The sequence below is a fragment of the Actinomadura luteofluorescens genome, from assembly GCF_013409365.1.
GTDB lineage: Bacteria > Actinomycetota > Actinomycetes > Streptosporangiales > Streptosporangiaceae > Spirillospora > Spirillospora luteofluorescens.
On record NZ_JACCBA010000001.1, the window covers coordinates 2,820,853 to 2,837,800 of the forward strand.

The following is a 16,948-nucleotide window of genomic DNA, read 5'->3' on the forward strand; positions in this document are numbered from 1 at the left end:
CACGAGAAGGCGACTCAGCTCCTCCAGGAGGCCCATAGGGCCGCATATGAACCTTGGGTGGCCAGGAGCTCTTCGTGGGTGCCCAGCTCTGTGATGCGGCCGTTCTCGACTACGGCGACGCGGTCGGCGTCGTGGGCGGTGTGGAGGCGGTGGGCTATGGCGACGACGGTGCGGCCGTCCAGGACGGCGGCGAGCGAGCGTTCGAGGCGGCGGGCGGCGCGCGGGTCGAGCAGGGACGTCGCCTCGTCCAGGACGAGCGTGTGCGGGTCGGCGAGGACGAGCCGGGCCAGGGCGAGCTGCTGGGCCTGGGCGGGCGACAGGGTCTCGCCGCCCGAGCCGACGACGGTGTCGAGGTCGGGGCCGTCCCAGTCGACGGCGGCCAGGACCTGGCGGACGTCGTCGTCGGAGGCGCCCTCGCGGGCCATCACGAGGTTCTGGCGGAGGGTGCCGCGGAACACGTGGTGCTCCTGGGTGACCAGCGCGACGTGGCCGCGCAGGTCGTCCAGGGGCAGCCCGACCAGGGGGACGCCGCCGCCCGCGCCCACGGTGACCTCGCCCGCGCGCGGCCCGTCGACCCCGGCGAGCAGGCGGCCGAGCGTCGACTTGCCCGCGCCGCTGGGCCCGACCATCGCCAGGCGCTCGCCCGGCCGCAGGTCGAGGTCGACGCCGTGCAGGACGTCGTGGCCGCGGCGGTAGGAGTAGTGGACGTCGCGCGCCGAGATCTGCTCGCCGGTGGGCCGGTCCCCGTTCGGCGTGCGGTCGGGCGGGACGTTGCCGACGCCGAGCAGCCGGGCCAGGGAGGCGCCGCCGAGCTGCAGCTCGTCGAGCCACTGCATGAGCGTGTCCACCGGCTCGATGAGCTGCTGGGCGTAGAGGGTCGCGGCGGTCACCTGCGCGAGGGTCGCCATGCCGTTGATGTAGAGCAGGCCGCCGACAAGCAGCGTCGACACGACCGGCAGGACGAAGCTCATCTCCATCACCGGGAACAGCACCGTGCGCAGCCGCAGCGTGTACCGCTCGATCGTGTAGGACGCCGCGATGTCGGCGTCGCCGCGCTCGTGCCGGCGCCCGGCGAGGCCCAGGGCCTCCACGGTCCGGGCGCCCTGGACGGTCTCGGTCAGCCCGTCGGCGATGCGCGCCCACGACGCGTTCTCGCGCAGGTAGCCCTTGTGGGCGCGGGGCAGGTACCAGCGCATCACCGCGACCAGCATCGGCACCGCGACCAGGGCGGGCAGCGCGACGAGCGGGCCGTTCAGCATCAGCGCGGCGACGGTGAACCCGCCGACGACGACGGCGACGAGGGTCTCCGGCATCGCGTACCGGACGGAGGTGCTCAGCGTGTCGACGTCGCGGGAGGCCCGGGTGACCAGGTCGCCGGTGCCCGCGCGCTCGACCGTGGACAGCGGCAGCGCCATGACGCGGTCGACGAACTCCTCGCGGAGTTCGGCCAGCACCCGCTCGCCCAGCTTCGCCGACGTCAGGTAGGCGTACCGGACCAGCACGCCCTGGACGATCACGAACCCGGCGATGGCCAGGCCGGTGGTGTCGATGTCGGCGCTGCCGTCGCGGACGCCCTCCACGAGCGAGCCGAGCAGCCGCGGCGTGACGAGCCCGGTCAGGGCGGCCAGCGCGTGCAGGGCCAGCACTCCGGCGAGGTCGCGCGGGTGCCGCAGGACGAGCCGGCGCGCGTAGGCCCGCACCTGCGCGGGCGTCGCGACCGGCAGGATCTGTGCGCTCACGTTCCCGCCCTTTCCGCTGCCTCGCCCCTGGTGACGGTCGCCGCGTAGCGGGGCTCGGCGTCCAGCAGTTCCCGGTGCGTCCCCTCCGCGACGACCAGGCCGTCGCACACGAAGGCGACGCGGTCCGCACGGTCCAGCATCAGCGGGCTCGTCGTGCACACCACGGTGGTGCGGCCCGCGCGCGCTTCGCCGAGCCTTTCGGCGATGCGCGCCTCGGTGTGCGCGTCCACCGCGCTGGTCGGCTCCACGAGGACGAGGACGTCGGGGTCGGCGGCGAGCGCCCTCGCCAGGCGGAGGCGCTGCTGCTGGCCGCCGGAGAACTCCCGTCCGGCCTCGGCCACGTGCGCGTCGAGCCCGACCGAGTCGACGACGTCCTCGGCGCAGGCGGCGTGGATCGCCGCCCGCAGCGCGGGCTCGCCGGCGCCCGGCGCGAGGGACTCGGCCAGCGGGCCGGAGAACAGCCGGTCCTCGTTGACCGCGACCAGGATCCGCCCGCGGACGTCCTCGACCGCGCGCAGCGGGACGCCGCCGAAGTCGACCTCGCCGTCCTCGTACCGGCCGAGGCGGTCGGCGACGGCCTGCGCGTCGCGCGGGTCGGCGGCGGCGATCGCGGTGAACCGGCCCGGCCGCACGACCAGCCCCGAGGCGATGTCGACCAGCTCGGCGTCCGCCGCCGGGCGGGCCGTCCCGGTGGCGGGCAGCTCCGGGTCGAGCCGCAGCAGCGCGGTGACCCGGCCCGCCGCCACCAGCCCCTTGGTGATCTTGCCCGCGGCCTCGCCGAGGGTCTTCAGCGGGACGATCAGGAACACCGCGTACCCGTAGAAGGCGACCAGCTCGCCGACGCCGATCTGCCCCCGCGCGGCGAACCGGGCGCCGGCCCAGGTGACCAGCGCGATCAGCAGGCCGGGCAGCAGCACCTCGGCGCCGTTCATCCGCGTCTCGGCCCGCGCCACCGCCACCCCGGCCGCGCGCACCCGCTGCGACTCCGCGCGGTAGCGGCCGGAGAACAGCGCCTCGCCGCCGATGCCGCGCAGCACCCGCAGCCCCGCGACCAGGTCGGTGGCGTGCGTGGCCAGCTCGCCGACCAGCTCGCGGTGCGCCTGCTCCCGCTCGCGGTAGGGGCGCAGCAGCGGCGCCGCGGCCACCAGGATCAGCGGGACGCCGACCAGCACGATCAGGCCGAGCGGCGGCGACGTCGACAGCAGGATGCCGGCCACGACGACGATCGCGACCACGGCGCCCGAGCCGCGCGCGATGATGTCGACGGTGTCGCCGATGTGCGACACGTCGGAGAGCCCGACGCTCACCACCTCGCCGGCGCTGAGCCGCTTCGGCAGCGTCGAGCCGAGACGGGTGGCCTGCCGGGTGACGAGCTGGACGGTCCGGTACGCGGCGGAGAGCCAGTTGAACGCGGCGAACCGGTGCCGGAGCACGCCCGTCACGGCCTGCGCGGCGCCGAGGCCGAGCAGGACGGCGGCCCACGTCACGAGGGCGCCCTCGTCCCGCGCCGCGACGCCGTCGCCGATGGCGCGGCCGAGCGCGGCGGGCATCAGCGCCTGGCTGAGCATCCAGGCCACGCCGAAGAGGGCGCCCGCGGTCACGCTGCGCCACTGGACGCGCAGCAGCGACAGCAGGTAGCGGGCGGGGGATCCGCCGTCTCCGCGGGCGGCGCTCCAGGGGTCGAGGTACGTCGCTCGCCCTCGCGCAGCGTGGTCGGGGCCGCCAGGATCTTTCACCGGCAACGACTTCACCCGACGAAGGTTATGCAGCGGAACCCTCTGTGCACGAATGGTTTTTCAGCAGCGGAAACGAGTTTCGGTCCGTCCGGAAACGCCGACAAAGGCGGGCGCAGGGGGTGCGCCCGGACGTGGGGACACGCTAAGGTCGTCACCGTACGGAGCGACGCTTCCTCCGCTCCACGAGCCGGGACACGTGGCGGCCGAGCCCGAGCCGCCGCCCCGGCGCGGCCCGTACCGCTCCCTGCGGCCGCAGGGACGAGCGGGACGACACAGTCGTTGCCAGTGCCGTCGCCAGCCCGACATTCCGGAAGCCCTGTGAGCACCATCAGTCACCAGACGCATCCCCTCATGCCAGGTACCGAGGACAGGATCGAGCTGCTCCTCATCGACGACGACCCCACCGACGTGCTCATGGTGGAGAAGATGCTCGCCGACAGCGGCCTGGACGCGGGGATCACGGTCGCCCACGACCTGGACGCCGCGAGGCGCATGCTGACGCGGCGCACGCAGTGCATCATCGTCGATCTGTCCACGCCCGGCATCGACCGGCTGGAGGGGCTGCGGCGGGTGCTCGCGCTGTCCGGTCCGGCCGCCGTCGTGGTGCTGACCGGCCTGGAGGACGGCCGCCTCGGCGTGCAGGCGGTCGCCGCGGGCGCCGAGGACTACCTGGTCAAGCAGGAGGTCGACGGGCCGCTGCTGGCCCGCGCGATCCGCTATGCCATAGAGCGCAAGCGCTCGGAGGAGACCGAGCGGCGGCTCGTCGAGGCCCGCATCCTCGGCCGCGAGAACGCCCGGCTGGAGCGCGGCCTGCTGCCGGTCCCGCTGATCGAGGACCCGACGCTGCGGCACCACACCCGCTACCGGCCCGGCCGCCGGCGCGCGCTGCTCGGCGGCGACTTCTACGACACCGTGCAGACCGAGGGCGGCGCCGTCCACCTGATGATCGGGGACGTCTGCGGGCACGGCCCCGACGAGGCGGCCCTCGGCGTCCAGCTCCGCATGGCGTGGCGGACGCTCGTCCTCGCCGGGCACACCGGCGAGCAGCTGCTCGGCACCCTCGACACCGTCCTCGGGCACGAGCGGCGCAGCGAGGAGATCTTCACCACCCTCTGCATGGTCACGATCGCGCCGTCCCGGCGGACCGCCCGGATGCACCTCGCCGGGCACCCCGCGCCGCTGCTGTTCCGCGGGGCGCCGGGCGCGGGCGGCGAGGTCGCGGCGCTGCCCGACTACGCGCACGGCCCGGCGCTCGGCCTGGTGCCCGGCGCCGAGTGGCCGACCACCGAGATCGACCTCGGCGAGTCCTGGGGCCTGATGCTCTACACCGACGGCCTGATCGAGGGCCGGGTCGGCGAGGGCTCGGACCGGCTCGGCACCGACGGCCTGGTCGGCCTGGCCCGCACCGCCCGCGCCCGGGGCGCGGCCGGACGGTCGCTGATCGACGCCCTGGTGACCGAGGTGGAGCGCCTCAACGGCGACGCCCTGACCGACGACCTCGCCGTCCTGCTGCTGTCGCGGCAGGCCGGGCCGGACGGTCCCGGGCGCTGAACACAGGCCCCTGACCTCCGTCAATGTCTTCTGGGTCACTCCCAGGCAGAGTTCCCGCACCCCCTGTGAAGTCCCTCACCCACGGTGGTGTCACGGAACGGACACAAGCCGCGCCCAGCATGTGTTCATAGCCTGCGGCTATCGCCACAAGTGCGCTCATGACTTGGAACGAATCGCCGAACCGGACATAGCGTGCAGGCCGTGGCTATAGCGATACCTGCGATCTACCGATCGACCGTCGGCAAGAAGGCCGTGATGGCCGTCACCGGCGGCATCCTCGTGCTGTACCTGGTCGCGCACATGATCGGGAACCTGAAGATCTTCCTCGGCGCGGAGGATTTCAACCACTACGCCGAGTGGCTGCGCACGATGGGCGAGCCCGCCGTGCCGCGGCGGACGGTGCTGACGGTCATCGAGCTGGTGCTCGGCGTCTCGGTCGTCCTGCACATGTGGTCGGCGGTGTCGCTCGGCAAGCGCGCGGCGCACGCGCGTCCCGTCAAGTACCAGTCGAAGAAGAAGTCGCACGCGCAGGGCTACGCCGTCCGGACGATGCGGTACGGCGGGATCATCATCGCCGTCTACATCATCTGGCACCTGCTCGACCTCACGTTCTTCGCCCTGAACCCCAAGGGCGCCGACGCCACCCCCTACGAGCGGATGGTCGCCGACTTCGACCCGTCCCGCTGGTACATCACGGTCTGGTACGTCGTCGCGATCCTGCTGGTGGGCCTCCACCTCAACCACGGCATCTGGAGCGCCTTCCAGACGCTGGGACTGCGCACGCCGCGCAGCCACAACGCCCTGCGGGGCCTCGCCGCGACCACCGCCGCGCTCGTCACGCTCGGCTTCGTCGCCGTCCCCGTCTCCATCACGTTCGGATGGGTGAGCTGATCCATGGCAGCTGACGACATGACCCACGGCTACTACACGTCCGGCGAGCCGATCGCCGACGCCAAGGCCCCGGCCGGCGCCATCGAGGAGCGCTGGACGACCCGCAAGTTCGAGGCCAAGCAGGTCAACCCGGCCAACAAGCGCAAGAAGAAGATCATCATCATCGGCACGGGGCTGGCCGGCGGCTCGGCCGGGGCCACCCTCGGCGAGGCCGGCTACCACGTCCAGCAGTTCTGCTTCCAGGACTCCCCGCGCCGCGCCCACTCGATCGCCGCGCAGGGCGGCATCAACGCCGCCAAGAACTACCGCAACGACGGCGACAGCGTGTACCGGCTGTTCTACGAGACGGTCAAGGGCGGCGACTTCCGGTCCCGCGAGTCCAACGTGTACCGGCTCGCCGACATCTCCCGGCAGATCATCGACCAGTGCGTCGCGCAGGGCGTCCCGTTCGCCCGCGAGTACGGCGGCCTGCTCGACAACCGCTCCTTCGGCGGCACGCAGGTCTCCCGGACCTTCTACGCGCGCGGCCAGACGGGCCAGCAGCTGCTCCTCGGCGCCTACCAGGCGCTGATGCGGCAGGTGGACGCCGGGAACGTGGAGCTGTACCCGCGGCACGAGATGCTCGACCTGATCATGGAGGACGGGCGGGCGCGCGGCGTCGTCGTCCGGAACCTCATCGACGGCGAGATCAAGCACTACACGGCGGACGCGGTGGTGCTGGCGTCCGGCGGCTACGGCAACGTGTACTTCCTGTCCACGAACGCGATGGGCTCGAACGTCACCGCGTCCTGGCGCGCCCACCGGCACGGCGCCCTGTTCGCCAACCCCTGCTACACCCAGATCCACCCGACGTGCATCCCGGTCAGCGGCGACCACCAGTCGAAGCTGACGCTGATGTCGGAGTCGCTGCGCAACGACGGCCGCGTGTGGGTGCCGAAGAAGGCCGGCGACACCCGCAGGCCCTACGACATCCCCGAGGACGAGCGCGACTACTATCTGGAGCGCATCTACCCGTCCTTCGGCAACCTCGTCCCGCGCGACATCGCCTCCCGCGCGGCCAAGAACGTCTGCGACGAGGGGCGCGGCGTCGGCCCTGGCGGGCTCGGCGTCTACCTCGACTTCGCCGACGCGATCGCGCGCCTCGGCCGGGACAAGGTCGAGGCCAAGTACGGCAACCTCTTCGAGATGTACGAGCGCATCACCGGGGAGAACCCCTACGACACCCCGATGCGCATCTACCCCGCCGTCCACTACACGATGGGCGGCCTGTGGGTGGACTACGACCTGGAGTCCACGGTCCCGGGCCTGTTCGTCATCGGCGAGGCGAACTTCTCCGACCACGGCGCGAACCGGCTGGGCGCCTCCGCGCTGATGCAGGGCCTCGCCGACGGCTACTTCGTCCTGCCGAACACCATCGGCGACTACATCGCCCGCAACAGCCTCCCCCCGGTCGCCGAGACGGCGATCGGCGAGGCGCAGGAGCGGGTGCGGACGCGCATCGAGCGGCTGCTGTCGATCGACGGCGACCGCTCCGTCGACTCCTTCCACCGCGAGCTCGGCCACATCATGTGGGAGTACTGCGGCATGGAGCGCACCGAGGAGGGGCTGCGCAAGGCGCTGGACCTCATCCCGGCGCTGCGCGAGGAGTTCTGGACGCGCGTCAAGGTCACCGGCAAGGGCGAGGAGCTGAACCAGCAGCTGGAGAAGGCGGGCCGCGTCGCCGACTTCTTCGAGCTGGCCGAGCTGATGGTCGTCGACGCGCTGCACCGCGCCGAGTCCTGCGGCGGCCACTTCCGGGCCGAGAGCCAGGACGAGGACGGCGAGGCCAAGCGCGACGACGACAACTTCGGCTACGTCGCCGCCTGGGAATGGGCCGGGGAGGACGCGCAGCCCGTCCTCCACAAGGAGGCCCTCAACTTCGAGTACGTCAAGCCCACGCAGAGGTCGTACAAGTAATCATGAAGCTCACACTGCGCGTCTGGCGCCAGAGCGGCCCGCAGGACAAGGGCGGGATGGTCGAGTACAAGCTCGACGACGTCTCCCCCGACGCCTCGTTCCTGGAGATGCTGGACGTCCTCAACGAGAAGCTCATCGCCTCCGGCGAGGAGCCCGTCGCGTTCGACCACGACTGCCGCGAGGGCATCTGCGGCATGTGCTCGCTGGTCATCAACGGCACCCCGCACGGCCCGGAGCGCGCCACCACCACGTGCCAGCTCCACATGCGCAAGTTCAAGGACGGCGAGGTCATCGACGTCGAGCCGTGGCGGGCCAAGGCGTTCCCGGTCGTCAAGGACCTGGTCGTCGACCGGTCGGCGTTCGACCGGATGATCCAGGCGGGCGGCTACATCACCGCGCCGACCGGCACCGCCCCCGAGGCGCACGCGACGCCCGTCCCGAAGCCCGACGCCGACCGGGCGTTCGAGGCCGCCGAGTGCATCGGCTGCGGCGCCTGCGTCGCGGCCTGCCCGAACGGCTCGGCCGCCCTGTTCCTCGGCGCCAAGGTCACCCACCTCGGCCTGATGCCGCAGGGCCAGCCCGAGCGCTGGGACCGCGTCGTGTCCATGCTGGACACCCACGACGAGGAGGGCTTCGGCGGCTGCACCAACACCGGCGAGTGCACCGTCGCGTGCCCGAAGGGCATCCCGCTGGACGTCATCGGACGGCTGAACCACGACTACCTGAAGGCGACCGCCGGAGGGAAGAAGCGGTAGAAGGCGCCCCGCGGCCGCCCCTTGTTCTCGGTCCCGCCCGGAGTACCGGGCGGGACCGTTCTAATGTGTCCGCATGACGGTCACACTCCTGCCCTACCACCAGGACGAACGCCTCCCCGGCGCGTCCTTCCCCCTCTCCGGCCTCGACGTCGTCGCCGTCACGCCGGAGCTCCCCGGCGGCGACGTGTGGCAGCGCGTCGCGGCGCTGTTCGCGCCGGTCGTCGACGAGGTCGCCCGCCAGATCGACGGCGGTTCGATGCCGCGCGTGGTGTCGGGCGACTGCCTGACCGCCGAGGCCGTCCTCGCGGGCGTGCAGAAGGCCGGGGTGGACGCCTCCGTGGTGTGGTTCGACGCGCACGGCGACGTCCACACGGTGGACAGCTCGACGTCCGGCTACATCGGCGGGATGCCGCTCCGGCAGATCCTCGGCGCCGACACCGCGCTCCTGCCCGACCGGCTGGGCCTGCGCACGCTGCCGGAGGACCGCGCCGTCCTGGTGGACGCCCGCGACCTCGACCCGGCCGAGGCGGAGTTCCTCGCGTCCTCGCAGGTGAAGCGCTGCCCGGTCGGCGACGTCGAGCTGCCCCCGGGGCCCCTGCTGCTGCACATCGACGTGGACGTCATCGACGCCGCTGAACTGCCCGGGCTGAAGTTCCCCGTCGGCGAAGGGCCGTCCCGCGACGCGGTCGTCGCGTCCGTCCACCGGATCATGGCCACCGGCCGCGTGGCCGCCCTGGACGTCGCCTGCCCCTGGCATCCGCCGCGGGACGGCGACGACGCCATCCGCGCCCGGCTGCTCAAGGATCTCCTGACCGCCTGATCCGGCCGCCGGCCGGTCCGCTCAAGCGCTTCGACAGGTGCTGATCTTGCCGTAACATGCGCCGCACATGCATGAGGGGGTGCATATGCACGAGCTAATGCACTGTGCAGGCGGCGCCGGCCCGGCGGTGCACCGGACGATCCTGTGCCTGGACGTCGAGGGCTACGGGCGCCGCACGAACGGGGACCAGCTCGCCGTCCGCGCGGGCTTATACCGCGCCCTGCGGCGGGCCCTCGACGAGTCCGGCGTGCCCGCGGCCTCCTGCTACTGCGAGGACCGGGGCGACGGGGCCATGATCCTCATCCGGCCGGACGTGCCGAAGGAACTGGTGGCCGGCCGGTTCCCGGCGCGGCTGGCCGCCCTGCTGGAGCGGCACAACGGCGGCGCCCCGCCGGACGCCCGCATCAGGGTCCGCGTCGCCGTGCACGCCGGCGAGATCCACCACGACGACCACGGCGTCGCCGGAACCGCGATCAACACGGCGTTCCGGCTGCTGGCCGCCGACCCCCTCAGGGACGCGCTGCGCACCTCCCCCGGCGTCCTCGCGCTGATCACCTCCGGCTGGTTCTTCGAGGAGGTCGTGCGGCAGAACCCCGCGTGCCGCGCGGCCGCCTTCCGTCCCGCGCAGGTCGCGGTCAAGGAGCTCCGGGAGCGGGCCTGGATGCGGCCGCCGGACACCTGGCCGCAAGAGGACACCGCCCACGCCCTCCGGCTGCTCGCCCTGCACCCCGGCGCGGAGATCTCCGTCCCGGCCGCGGCCGCCCTCATGGACGTCCCCGACGCCGAGGCGCGGCTCCTGCTCGGCGACCTCGGCGTGGTGGAGCGCGCCGAGGGCCGGTACGGCGTGCCCGACCCCGGCCCCGGCTCAGGGCTCGCGCCGCAGGAGCGCTCGGCCGCCCTCCGCCGCCTCCTCGGCTGGTATCTCGGCACCGCCGACAACGCGCGCCGCCTGCTGTGCCCCGACCGCATCACCGCCCCGCCGCTGCCGGACGAACCGCGCCGCGCCCTCCGGTTCGCCACCGCCGACGAGGCCCGGCACTGGTGCGAGACCGAGCGGCTCAACCTCGTCGCCGCCGCCCGCGCCGCCGCGGCCGAAGGCCACCACGACATCGCCTGGCGGCTCCCCCTCGCCCTGTGGGCGTTCTTCTTCCTCCGCGGCCCCCGGACCGACTGGAGCGAGGCGCTGCGCAGCGGTCTGGCGTCCGCGCGCCTCCTCGGCGACGAGCTCGGCATCGCCTACGTGCTCGGCGGCCTCGGCTACGCCAGCCAGAACCGGTGGCGTTTCGAGGAGTCCGCCGAGCTGTTCACCACGGCGTGCGAGGTGTTCTCCCGGCTCGGCGACGTCCGGGGCGAGGCGTGGGCCCTGCACGGGCTCGGCTACGCCTGCCGCCGCCTCCAGCGGTACCGCGAGGCCGTCGCCCACCACCGCCGGTCGGTGCTGCTGGCCGCGGCGGTGGGCGACCGCCGCAACACCGGGCGCGCCCTGACGGCCCTCGGCTACGCCTATGCCGGGCTCGCCGACTTCGGCTCGTCCCTCGACCACTTCGAGCAGGCCCACGGCATCGCGCTGGAGGCCGACGGGCGGACCCTCGGCTGGACCCTGCACGGCCTCGGCTACGCCCACCACGGCCTGCGCCGCCTGCACACCGCCATCGTCCACTACGAGAAGGCGCTGGACGTCTTCCGCGAGTTCGGCGACCGCTCCGGCCAGGGCGAGACCCTCTACAACCTCGGCCGCGCCCACATGCAGATGTCCCGCCCGGACGCCGCCCGCGACTGCTGGCTGCGCGCCCTCGCCATCTTCGAGGACCTCCAGACCCCGCACACCGCCGGCGTCCTCGCGCGCCTGCGCTCCCTCGATCCGCGATCATGAAGGGATGACCCTCCAGCAGCACATGCGCCGGGCCGCCGAGGACTCCCTGCACGCGTTCCCCGAGGCCCTCCGCCCCGACATCTACGTCATCTCGCTCCGGATCTCGCACGGCGAGTTCTCGACCGTCAACGAACTCTGGGACTACCCCTACGACCCGTACATGGCGATCGGCTACAACACCGAGAGCAACGTCCGGCAGAACCTCGAAGGCGCCTCCGCGGACCCGCTGGAGGTGCGGTGGAGCTACGCCTACATGCTGCTGGAGGAGTCCGCCCCGGCGGGCCACCACCCCGCCGACCCCGAAGGCGGCGCCCTCTACCTGGAGGAGGTGAAGCGCCTCGGCCTCTGGTACGAGCCCGGCGACGACGACGCGGAAGAGGAGCAGGACGAGAAGCTCTGCGCCCACTTCGACGACCTCTGCATCGACGCCGCGCGCCACCTGCACTCCACGGGCCTCGTCCAGAAGATCCTGGGCCGCGAGGTGCCGATCGTCCTGTTCGACATGTTCCGCATCATCGAACCCGGCGCCACCCAGGCCGCCAACCCGCCCCACCTCGTCCCCGCCGACTACCTGACCCTCCAGCAGGTCTGACGGCCCGGCTGTGTTTCAACGTCCCGGCCCACTTCGCTCGCCTGGCGGCTCGCTACGTGACCGGGCCTGAGCGAACGCGGCATCGCTTCGCGATCTGCCCGGCTCCGCTCGCCTCCGGCATCGCTCCACCGGCCAGGTCACGCGTTCGCGCGCGCGGCCGAGGCCACTTCGAGACAGGCCCCTAGGCGTTAACGAGAGTCTCGACGCCGGCGGGGAGGCTGCCGGCCAGGGCGGCCTCCACGAGGAAGGTCTGCAGAGTCTCCTGGAACGCCCGGGCGGCGTGGGTGAGCTCGACGTCCTTGCGGTGCGCGAGCGCGATGGTGCGGAGCAGGCCCGGGCCGTGGCGGCCGCGGCGCGCCTCCTCGTCCGCCAGGACGAGCGGGGTCCCGCGCAGGCCGGGGCGTCCGGCCAGCACCATGCTGGGGACGACCGCGATGCCGAGCCCGACCTCCACGAAACGCAGGACGGCGTCCATCTCGCCGCCCTCGACCGCGAACCTCGGCTCGAACCCGGCGGCCCTGCACGCGCTGATCGTCGCCTCGCGCAGGTCGTATCCAGGACGGAACATCACCAGCGGGCGGTTCTGCAGGTCCTCGATGCGCAGGTACGAGCGGCGCGGGAGCGGCGCGGCCTTCGGGGAGCGCTCCGGGGCGCCCGGCTCGGGCCCCGCCGGGGAGGCCACCACCAGGTACTCGCGCAGGATCGGCGTGGTGTCCAGGGGCGGGTCGCCGTGCAGGGGGAGGATGACCAGGGCCATGTCGAGCGAGCCGCGCGTCAGCTCCCGGACGAGGTCCCGCGAGCCGCCCTCCTCGACGAGGAGCTGGATCCCGGGATAGGTGTCGTGGAAACGGCGCAGGACGTCCGCCAGCAGGCCTGCGCACAGGGACGGCGTCGCGCCGAGCCGTACCCGCCCACGCTTGAGGCCGACCAGCTCCTGCACTTCCAGGCGGGCCGTGTCGACATCGGCCAGTATGCGCTTCGCCAGCGGGAGCAGCGCCTCACCGGCGGGAGTCAGAGTGATGTTGCCCCGCGCGCGGCTGAACAGCGACACGTTCAGCTCGTTCTCCAGCGCGCGGATCTGCTTGGACAGCGAAGGCTGCGCGACGCGCAGCAGCTCGGCGGCCTGCGTGAAGTGGCGTACCTCGGCGACCGCGACGAAGTAGGCGAGCTGCTGCAACTGCACCCTGCACAGCGTACGGGTCGCCGTTGCGCGCCCTCCGGGCGCACCGGGTTAGCGCGCGTGGCGGCGTAAAGCCTGGAGGTCGTGGACGATGAGGCGGCGGCGGCCCGTCTCTATCCAGCCGTGCCTGCGCAGCGTGCGCAGGGCCTTGCTGACCGCCTCGCGGGACGCGCCCACCCAGCCCGCCAGCTCCTCCTGCGACAGGTTCAGCGTGATCTGGACGCTGTCGCTGCCCGCGGCGTCCGTCCGGCGGTCGTAGGGCACGCCGAAACGCTCCGCCAGCTCCACGAGGCGCTGCGCCACCCGTCCCGTCGCGTCGAACATGCCGAACTCGACGCGCTTGCGGTCGGCGTCGCGCCAGCGATGGCACAGCATCCGCATGATGAGGACGGAGACGCGGCCGTGGGCCTGCAGGAACATCATGAACTCGTCGGCCGTGACCGCGAGCGCCCGCACCGGTTCGAGCGCCGTGACCGTCGCCGACCGGGGCAGCCCGTCGATCGCGCCGACCTCGCCGAGCAGCGCCCCCGGGCCGCGCACCGCCAGGACGGTCTGGCCGCCGTCCTCCCGGTAGGCGCACGCCTTGACCCGGCCCTGCAGCAGGATCGCCACCCAGCCGGGATCCTCCCCCTCGGCGAAGAGGGCCTCTCCCCGGTCGAACTCGCGGACGCGGCCGCAGGCCGCCAGCTCCTCGCGTTCCGCCGGGGTGAGATCGCCGAGGAACGAACCTTCGAGGACGCTCATGCCCACAACGCTAAAGGGCCTGGAGCGTTCCCGCCTCCCGGGAAAGAATCACGGTTCAATCACGCGTTGTGTGCACTTATCCCTACTCGAACATTCGAGGGTGCGCCAGTGTTGGACGCGGCGTGTACGGCCGGTGGTCGTCCAGGCGTCCACGACGTTCACGGGGAACGGCGGAACGGCGGGCGGCGGGCCGGGGGCACGCCGCCCGCCGGGCCACGGAGCGCCGCCTGCCAGAACGGCGTCCCGTGACGGGAAGCGGCGGAAAGACGCGAACGTCCCCCGTCGCGCGGGGCGGCGGGGGACGTTCGCGAAAAGCCGGGCAGGCCGGGCGGGCAGGTCAGGCGGACGGGGTGTCCTCGCCCTTGCGCACGATGCCGAGCTTGCTGCCGAGCCACACCAGCGGGTCGTACCTGCGGCCGACGACACGCTCCTTCATCGGGATCAGCGCGTTGTCGGTGATCTTGATGTGCTCCGGGCAGACCTCGGTGCAGCATTTGGTGATGTTGCAGAAGCCGAGACCGTGGTCGTCCTGCGCGATGTTGCGGCGGTCGGCCTGGTCCGCCGGGTGCATCTCCAGCTCCGCGATCCGCATGAGGTAGCGCGGGCCCGCGTACTCGGGCTTGTTCTCCTCGTGGTCACGGATGACGTGGCAGACGTTCTGGCACAGGAAGCACTCGATGCACTTGCGGAACTCCTGCGAGCGCTCGACGTCCACCTGCTGCATGCGCAGCTCGCCCGGCTTGGCGTCCCCCGGGTCGAACGAGGGGACCTCCCGGGCCTTCTGGTAGTTGTACGACACGTCCGTGACCAGGTCGCGGATCACCGGGAACGTGCGGACCGGGGTGACGGTGATCGTCTCCTCCGGGTCGAAGGTCGACATCCGGGTCATGCACAGCAGCCGCGGCATGCCGTTGACCTCCGCGGAGCACGACCCGCACTTGCCGGCCTTGCAGTTCCACCGGACGGCGAGGTCGGGCGCCTGCGTGGCCTGCAGCCGGTGGATGATGTCGAGGACGACCTCGCCCTCGTTCACCTCGACCGTGTAGTCGGTGAGCTCGCCCGCGCCGTCGTCGCCGCGCCAGACCTTGAACTTCGCCTCGTAGCTCATCGGCCGTCCTCCTCGTTCTCCGCGGCGTCGGCGGCGGCCGCGTCCGGCTCCGGCGCGTCCTTCTCCTCGCCGGCGGGGGCCTGCCCGGCGGGGGGCGTCGGCAGCTCCTCGGCGCTCAGGTACTTCTTCAGCTCGTCGTTGTCGAACAGTTCGAGCAGGTCCGTCCGCATCGGCGTCAGCGGCTGGCGCCTCAGCTCGACGTGCGGGGAGGACGGGTCGCCGGCCAGCGAGCAGACCAGGTTGATCTTCCGCCACTCCGCGGACATGCCCGGGTAGTCGTCGCGGGTGTGGCCGCCGCGGCTCTCCTGGCGCTCCAGCGCCGCCTTCGCGACCGCCTCGGACACCAGCAGCATGTTGCGCAGGTCCAGCGCGAGGTGCCAGCCCGGGTGGTAGCCGCGCCCGTCGCCGACCGCGACGGGGTCGACGCTGACGTTGGCGACCCGCTCGCGGAGCTTGCCGAGCGACGCGATCGCCTGCTGCAGCTCCTCCTCCTTGCGGATGATGCCGACCAGCTCGTTCATCGTCTGCTGGAGCTCGGCGTGGACGGCGTAGGGGTTCTCGCCGCCCTCCCGCTCGAACGGGGCCATCGCCTCGGCCGTCGCCGCCTCGATCTCGGCGTCGGGGACGGCGGGACGCGCGGGAAGGGCGTCCACGTACTCCGACGCGCCGAGCCCCGCCCGGCGGCCGAACACCAGCAGGTCCGACAGCGAGTTGCCGCCGAGCCGGTTCGAGCCGTGCATGCCGCCGGAGACCTCGCCCGCCGCGAACAGGCCGGGCACCTTGGCCGCGCCGGTGTCGGGGTCGACCTCCACCCCGCCCATCACGTAGTGGCAGGTCGGGCCGACCTCCATCGGCTCCTTGGTGATGTCGACGTCCGCCAGCTCCTTGAACTGGTGGTACATCGAGGGCAGCCGCTTGACGATCTCGGCGGCGCCGCCCGGCATCCGGTCGACGACGGTGAGGAAGACCCCGCCGTGCGGCGATCCCCGTCCCGCCTTGACCTCGGAGTTGATCGCGCGCGCCACCTCGTCGCGCGGCAGCAGCTCGGGCGGGCGCTTGTTGTTGTCGGGGTCGTCGTACCAGCGGTCGCCCTCCTCCTCGGTGGTGGCGTACTGGTTCTTGAAGACCTCGGGGATGTAGTCGAACATGAACCGCTTGCCCTCGGAGTTGCGCAGGACGCCGCGGTCGCCGCGCACCGACTCCGTCACGAGGATGCCCTTGACCGACGGCGGCCAGACCATCCCCGTGGGGTGGAACTGGACGAACTCCATGTTCAGCAGCGATCCGCCCGCGAGCAGGGCCAGCGCGTGCCCGTCCCCCGTGTACTCCCAGGAGTTGGACGTGACCTTGAACGCCTTGCCGATGCCGCCGGTCGCCAGCACCACCGCGGGCGCCTCGAACACGACGAACTTCCCGGTCTCCCGGACGTAGCCGAACGCGCCGCAGACCTTGCCGTCGTCGTCCTTCAGCAGCCGCGTGACCGTCGTCTCGGCCCAGACCTTCAGCTTGGCCTCGTAGTCGCCGTGCTCGGCGTGGTCCTCCTGCTGGAGGGCGACGATCTTCTGCTGGGCGGTGCGGATCAGCTCCAGGCCCGTCCGGTCGCCGACGTGCGCCAGCCGCGGGTACTCGTGCCCGCCGAAGTTCCGCTGGCTGATCTTGCCGTCCTTGGTGCGGTCGAACAGCGCGCCCCACAGCTCCAGCTCCCAGATGCGCTCCGGGGCCTCCTTGGCGTGCAGCTCCGCCATCCGCCAGCTGTTCATGAACTTGCCGCCGCGCATGGTGTCGCGGAAGTGGACCATCCAGTTGTCGTTGGCGTTGACGTTGCCCATCGCCGCGGCGGCGCCACCCTCGGCCATCACCGTGTGGGCCTTGCCGAACAGCGACTTGGAGATGATCGCGGTCTTCTTGCCCTGGAGGCGCGCCTCGATCGCCGCGCGCAGCCCGGCGCCGCCCGCGCCGATCACCACGACGTCGTAGAGGTGCCTCTCGATCTCAGTCATGAT

At 72.4% G+C, this 16,948-nt stretch carries 13 protein-coding genes; 7 read left to right on the forward strand and 6 right to left on the reverse strand.

Annotated features, from left to right (window positions below):
- Positions 1-14 precede the first annotated feature (14 nt).
- Positions 15-1,739, reverse strand: a complete 1,725-nt coding sequence (locus tag BJY14_RS13070) for an ABC transporter ATP-binding protein (protein WP_179843863.1) — start codon at positions 1,737-1,739, stop codon at positions 15-17.
- On the reverse strand, positions 1,736-3,490 hold the full coding sequence (locus tag BJY14_RS13075; RefSeq protein WP_312879186.1) for an ABC transporter transmembrane domain-containing protein: 1,755 nt from the start codon (positions 3,488-3,490) through the stop codon (positions 1,736-1,738). The genes BJY14_RS13070 and BJY14_RS13075 overlap by 4 nt, the downstream gene beginning before the upstream one ends.
- Before the next feature lie 303 nt (positions 3,491-3,793).
- Between BJY14_RS13075 and BJY14_RS13080 the strand changes: the two genes are divergently transcribed.
- The 7 genes from BJY14_RS13080 (at position 3,794) to BJY14_RS13110 (ending at position 11,913) form a co-directional block, all read left to right on the forward strand.
- The gene (locus tag BJY14_RS13080) at positions 3,794-5,026 is read left to right on the forward strand and encodes a PP2C family protein-serine/threonine phosphatase (protein WP_376770001.1); all 1,233 of its coding nucleotides are present in this window, start codon (positions 3,794-3,796) and stop codon (positions 5,024-5,026) included.
- A gap of 201 nt (positions 5,027-5,227) precedes the next feature.
- Positions 5,228-5,917 carry a succinate dehydrogenase cytochrome b subunit gene (locus tag BJY14_RS13085; protein ID WP_179843865.1) on the forward strand — a complete coding sequence of 230 codons (690 nt, stop codon included), beginning with the start codon at positions 5,228-5,230 and terminating at the stop codon, positions 5,915-5,917.
- Between the two features lie 18 nt (positions 5,918-5,935).
- Complete coding sequence (locus tag BJY14_RS13090) at positions 5,936-7,873, forward strand: fumarate reductase/succinate dehydrogenase flavoprotein subunit (RefSeq protein ID WP_179849345.1); 1,938 nt, start codon at positions 5,936-5,938, stop codon at positions 7,871-7,873.
- 2 nt (positions 7,874-7,875) lie between these two features.
- The gene (locus BJY14_RS13095; protein WP_179843866.1) at positions 7,876-8,628 is read left to right on the forward strand and encodes a succinate dehydrogenase/fumarate reductase iron-sulfur subunit; all 753 of its coding nucleotides are present in this window, start codon (positions 7,876-7,878) and stop codon (positions 8,626-8,628) included.
- Between the two features lie 73 nt (positions 8,629-8,701).
- Positions 8,702-9,448: an arginase family protein gene (locus tag BJY14_RS13100; protein WP_179843867.1), complete on the forward strand. Its 747-nt coding sequence runs from the start codon at positions 8,702-8,704 to the stop codon at positions 9,446-9,448.
- Between the two features lie 97 nt (positions 9,449-9,545).
- Entirely contained in the window at positions 9,546-11,321 is a 1,776-nt protein-coding gene (locus tag BJY14_RS13105; RefSeq protein WP_179843868.1) for a tetratricopeptide repeat protein, read from the forward strand.
- 4 nt (positions 11,322-11,325) lie between these two features.
- Positions 11,326-11,913: a hypothetical protein gene (locus BJY14_RS13110; protein WP_179841653.1), complete on the forward strand. Its 588-nt coding sequence runs from the start codon at positions 11,326-11,328 to the stop codon at positions 11,911-11,913.
- Positions 11,914-12,094: 181 nt separating this feature from the next.
- Here the strand turns inward: BJY14_RS13110 and BJY14_RS13115 are convergent, their stop codons facing one another.
- The 4 genes from BJY14_RS13115 to BJY14_RS13130 all read right to left on the reverse strand — a co-directional run bounded on the left by BJY14_RS13115 (position 12,095) and on the right by BJY14_RS13130 (position 16,945).
- Complete coding sequence (locus BJY14_RS13115) at positions 12,095-13,096, reverse strand: LysR family transcriptional regulator (protein ID WP_179843869.1); 1,002 nt, start codon at positions 13,094-13,096, stop codon at positions 12,095-12,097.
- A 48-nt stretch (positions 13,097-13,144) separates the two neighbouring features.
- Positions 13,145-13,837 carry a Crp/Fnr family transcriptional regulator gene (locus tag BJY14_RS13120; RefSeq protein ID WP_179843870.1) on the reverse strand — a complete coding sequence of 231 codons (693 nt, stop codon included), beginning with the start codon at positions 13,835-13,837 and terminating at the stop codon, positions 13,145-13,147.
- 337 nt (positions 13,838-14,174) lie between these two features.
- Complete coding sequence (locus BJY14_RS13125; protein ID WP_179843871.1) at positions 14,175-14,945, reverse strand: succinate dehydrogenase/fumarate reductase iron-sulfur subunit; 771 nt, start codon at positions 14,943-14,945, stop codon at positions 14,175-14,177.
- Positions 14,942-16,945 (reverse strand): fumarate reductase/succinate dehydrogenase flavoprotein subunit, encoded by a 2,004-nt coding sequence (locus BJY14_RS13130; protein ID WP_179843872.1) that lies wholly within the window; start codon positions 16,943-16,945, stop codon positions 14,942-14,944. Before BJY14_RS13130 ends, BJY14_RS13125 begins: the two co-directional genes overlap by 4 nt.
- Between the last annotated feature and the right edge of the window lie 3 nt (positions 16,946-16,948).

What these genes read in the sequence shown, in the direction of transcription:
- BJY14_RS13090 (WP_179849345.1), top strand. Translation starts at nt 5,936, where the DNA reads ATGACCCACGGCTACTACACGTCCGGCGAGCCGATCGCCGACGCCAAG.
- BJY14_RS13095 (WP_179843866.1), top strand. Translation starts at nt 7,876, where the DNA reads ATGAAGCTCACACTGCGCGTCTGGCGCCAGAGCGGCCCGCAGGACAAG.
- BJY14_RS13100 (WP_179843867.1), top strand. Translation starts at nt 8,702, where the DNA reads ATGACGGTCACACTCCTGCCCTACCACCAGGACGAACGCCTCCCCGGC.
- BJY14_RS13105 (WP_179843868.1), top strand. Translation starts at nt 9,546, where the DNA reads ATGCACTGTGCAGGCGGCGCCGGCCCGGCGGTGCACCGGACGATCCTG.
- BJY14_RS13110 (WP_179841653.1), top strand. Translation starts at nt 11,326, where the DNA reads ATGACCCTCCAGCAGCACATGCGCCGGGCCGCCGAGGACTCCCTGCAC.
- BJY14_RS13120 (WP_179843870.1), bottom strand. Translation starts at nt 13,837, where the DNA reads ATGAGCGTCCTCGAAGGTTCGTTCCTCGGCGATCTCACCCCGGCGGAA.
- BJY14_RS13125 (WP_179843871.1), bottom strand. Translation starts at nt 14,945, where the DNA reads ATGAGCTACGAGGCGAAGTTCAAGGTCTGGCGCGGCGACGACGGCGCG.
- BJY14_RS13130 (WP_179843872.1), bottom strand. Translation starts at nt 16,945, where the DNA reads ATGACTGAGATCGAGAGGCACCTCTACGACGTCGTGGTGATCGGCGCG.